Source organism: Moorena sp. SIO4E2 (genome assembly GCF_010671945.1).
In the GTDB taxonomy this organism is placed as follows: domain Bacteria; phylum Cyanobacteriota; class Cyanobacteriia; order Cyanobacteriales; family Coleofasciculaceae; genus Moorena; species Moorena producens.
On record NZ_JAAHIE010000593.1, the window covers coordinates 1 to 4,142 of the forward strand.

Annotated in this window: 3 protein-coding genes; 2 read left to right on the forward strand and 1 reads right to left on the reverse strand. The window is 45.9% G+C overall.

From position 1 onward, the window contains the following. Window positions 1–123: 123 nt before the first annotated feature. A complete protein-coding gene (locus tag F6K37_RS33670; protein WP_287255079.1) occupies window positions 124–1,716 on the reverse strand; it encodes a Na+/H+ antiporter in 1,593 nt (530 codons plus the stop codon). Between the two features lie 97 nt (window positions 1,717–1,813). Between F6K37_RS33670 and F6K37_RS33675 the strand changes: the two genes are divergently transcribed. Both F6K37_RS33675 and F6K37_RS33680 read left to right on the forward strand, forming a co-directional pair. After that, entirely contained in the window at window positions 1,814–3,508 is a 1,695-nt protein-coding gene (locus F6K37_RS33675; protein WP_044495852.1) for a SpoIIE family protein phosphatase, read from the forward strand. 3 nt (window positions 3,509–3,511) lie between these two features. After that, on the forward strand, window positions 3,512–3,928 hold the full coding sequence (locus F6K37_RS33680) for an ATP-binding protein (protein WP_008191695.1): 417 nt from the start codon (window positions 3,512–3,514) through the stop codon (window positions 3,926–3,928). Window positions 3,929–4,142: the final 214 nt, after the last annotated feature.

Genomic DNA, 4,142 nt, shown 5'->3' on the forward strand with positions numbered 1-4,142 from the left:
GAAACCTAGGTCAAAGACCAACTACGCTTGGGGAGAGGAGACCTCTATTTTTCCTGGCTCCGGCAAGGGATAACAAGTCACCTCGTTGAAACAAGAATCCCCGTCCTTCCAGGGCGGGGAGTGTCAAGTAACACTCTCAATATCAATAGTTTTCTGATCTGCATCAATAAGTACCTGCTGCATAATCGGCGAAAGGTTTTCATTGAGCCGTCCAGAACGAATAAATTCGGCGTAGGTATCAGCTTCAATATCTAACATTGTTTCTTGAAGTTGCTCAAGGTCAAGGGTTTGGAGTTCAGGGTGCTTACTCCGTAACTCCTCAATTTCATCGTTAATCGTTGTCAGTTGGGAATCGATAAGTTTGGTTTGATAGCGCCACAGGTCGGAATCGATTTCTGTGGTGTTTAAGCCCTCTTCAAGATAATTTCTGACCCGATTCAGGGCGATGCGACGGGCAAGAACTTCAGAATATTGCTGACGTAGGGGTTGGTCACCAATTAAATTTAACTTTTCGAGAAACCATCGAGTGGTTAACCCCTGGACTAGCAGGGTAAACAGTACCACGCCAAACACAGTTTCGATAATATCTTGCCGTCCTTCTAACACAACTGGCACACTTAAGGCCAGAGCAATGGAAACCGAACCTCGCAAGCCACCCCACCATAGGACGGTTTGTTCCCGCCAACCAATTTGAGAATTGACCAAGATATTGCTGAATGCGCCCAAACCATAAATTGCGATCGCTCTGGTCAGTAGTACAGCCAAGATAGTAACCCCAATTAAGTTAATATTTTGCCCTAAACTAGCTATCTTTATTTGGTCACCAATCAGTAGAAAGACAATCGAGTTCACAAAAAAGGCTAAGAAGTCCCAAAACTCAGAGACAATCAACCGGGTACGGGGGTTCATACCAATGCGGGAGCCAAAATTGCCCAAGATCACCCCAACGGTCACTACCCCAATCACCCCGGATCCCCCTAGTTCCTCCACAATTAAATAAGTGCCATAAGCAGAAACCAAGGTCAGGGATTGCTCCACCAGGGGTAAATCAAAGCGTTGGGTGGCGTAGGAAATGCCAAAACCAATGATGCAACCGATGCCAATCCCAATCCCCACAAACCCTAAGAAACGGGCAACACTAGTGGCAATGGAAAATTCTTCTAGTCCTAGGGGTAGTCCGACTAATAAACTAAAAGCAACCACTGCTACCCCATCATTAAATAGGCTTTCCCCCTCCATCAGGGTTTTGAGGCGTTTGTCCGCACCCAATTCCCGAAATAGGGCAATAACCGAAACTGGGTCAGTGGCAGAAAGACTGGCTCCAACCAATAAAGCAATGGTCAGGGGTAGTCCTGTCAGCTGATTGATGGCAAAGGCAATGCCAACTACGGAAATAATCACCCCAACGATCGCAAATAGACTCACGGGGACCAAATCCCGTCGTAAGTCGCGCCAGCGGATATTCCAAGCGGCTTCAAAGAGTAGGGGGGGTAGGAAAATTTCCAGAATCAGTTCTGGTGATAAGTTAACCAGTCGGACATCCACAAAGGCCAAGGCTAACCCGACAATTACCAGTAATAGGGTGTAAGGAATTTTACGGAACCAGGAAAAAATTCGAGATAGGGTTGCCACACTCAAAGACACCGACAGCACTAGGAGAAACTGTTCGAGGTTTTGCTTAATGGCGACTTCGCCAACAGTGGACTCTAGGGACATACAGAAACTCCAAGCTAAACTCAAAGGGGAAAGCCTCCTGCCCATGCCTAAAATCACAGGGGTTTTCGGTTTTCCCCTTACCAAACCACAATTACTGATGAGTCAGGGAAATCAAGGCAAACTGAAATTGATGGTAGTAGACGATGAGTCTGACAACTTAGATCTACTTTACAGAACCTTCCGCCGAAAATTTCAAGTATTCAGAGCTAATGATGCCATAACCGCCTTAGATATTTTGGACACCGAAGGAGAGATGGCGATTATTATCTCAGATCAGCGCCTAGGAGGGATGAATGGCACAGAATTCTTGAGCAGGACAGTAGAACCTTTTCCAGATACGATTCGCATCCTGTTGACTGCCTACACAGATATAGAAGATTTGGTGGCAGCAATTAACTCAGGTCAGGTCTATAAGTACATCACAAAGCCTTGGCAGGGTGAGGAACTAAAAGCAGTGGTGCGACAAGCTGCGGAAACTTACCAAGTGCTAAAAAAAAGAACCAGGGAACTTTCTCGGGCCTTACGACGGGAAGAATTGTTCAATATGGTGACAACGGCAATTCGAGAATCCCTAGATTATAGTAATCTACTGCAAAAGGTAGTGACCACCATGGGTCAAGCCTTTGATGCTACGGCTTGTATCCTGCGACCGGTAGAGTTCAACCAACTCACACCAGAATGTTTCACCTACAAGGTTTCTGGGGATGGCAAGACACCTCATATCCCTGATACTGATTTGATGATACAACAGGTATTAGATAAACCCGAGACTAAGTCGTGGCAAGAAACAAGGGATGATCAGAATTCGGTGCAGTTGATCGTTCCCTTACCGGACCAACAACAGATCTTAGGGGTGTTGTGTCTCTACCAGCAAGGGAGTGAGGGGTCTTGGAATAAAGAAGATATCCAGCTGATAGAAGCCGTTGCTAAACAAGCAGCGTTAGCGATTTCTCAGGCAAAACTACTCCAACGCACCCAGTTACAGGCTCAGCAGATGCGGGATGAACTAGATGTAGCTCGCCAGATTCAGAATAATTTGCTGCGTCAGAGTTGGCCAGAGATGGAACAGGTGCGAGTGCAAGCTCACTGCACCCCAGCGCGACAGGTTGGTGGGGATTTTTTTGAAGTGTATGTTCATCCCCAAGGAGATATATGGCTAGCAGTTGGAGATGTGTCCGGTAAAGGGGTACCTGCTGCCTTATTTATGACCAGTGCCATGTCGATGTTACGACGGGAACTTGCTCAAGAAACATCCCCAGACCCAAAAACAGTGATCCAAAATCTTAACCACACCATGTCAGATGACCTCTATCATACCAACTGTTTTATTACCCTGGTCTTGGCTCGTTATACCCCTGACAAGCAACAGTTGGTTTATGCTAATGCTGGTCATAGCTATCCTATGGTTTGGTCTCATCACCAAGTAGTCCAACAACACTCAGAGTCAAAAACTCCAGAGCCGACTTACCTCCAGGTTCGGGGTATTCCCTTGGGCATTTTGCCAAATTGGCAGGCGGAGTCAGGACATTTAAGATTAAATTCAGGTACCATCCTGCTACTAACAAGTGATGGAATTACGGAAGCAACCCTGAATCCAGTGAATCCAGTGACAGGTTCTTCATCCCATGGGTCAACCAGCACCAGCTCTAGGCTTGAGTCATCGGGTCTTTGGCAGCTTCTGCTTCAGGAACCTGCTCCCTTTGACCTGAGTCATTTATTAGCTCGGATTCGAGAGCGTACCAACCCGATTCAGGAAGACGACCAAACCCTAGTATCTCTGGAGGTATTGTAGTGGATGAAAACAGAACTACAGATACCGAGTGACCTGAAGTTTTTGAGCATTGTCGAAAACTGGTTTCTAGGGATTTTGCAGGTTGAACTCGGAAATCGTGTTGATTGGCCTAGTCTATCCAATCGTTTGCGATTGGTGTTAGTGGAAGCTTACTCTAACGTAGTTCGTCATGCTCATCGCGATCAGCCGAATTTACCGGTCTTGATTTGCCTAGAACTCAAAGAACGGGATATTGCTCTGGAGATTTGGGACTATGGTCAAGGATTTGATCCATCCACTTATACAGAACCAAATCCAGATGATTTACAGGAAAATGGCTATGGCTGGCTAATTATCCATCGACTAATGGATCGGGTGGAGTATCGCTTACAGGTCAATGGTCGGAATTGCCTGGAGTTGCAAGTCAGGTTAGCCAAGTAGCCCAGTAGCGGAAAAGCTATTTGGGGCGTTGCTAAATTCAAAAGGCAATTGTTAATTAACCTAATAATAAATAGGATTTAATTAACCCCATTAGTTTGCGTTTTCGGCCATGAACAGTTATTAATTTAGTACGGTAATCTGACCATTCTTGTTCTCTCCCCGAGGCAAGATAAGCATCACGGGCTTTTTTAAGCCATTCTACTGCTTCATAATA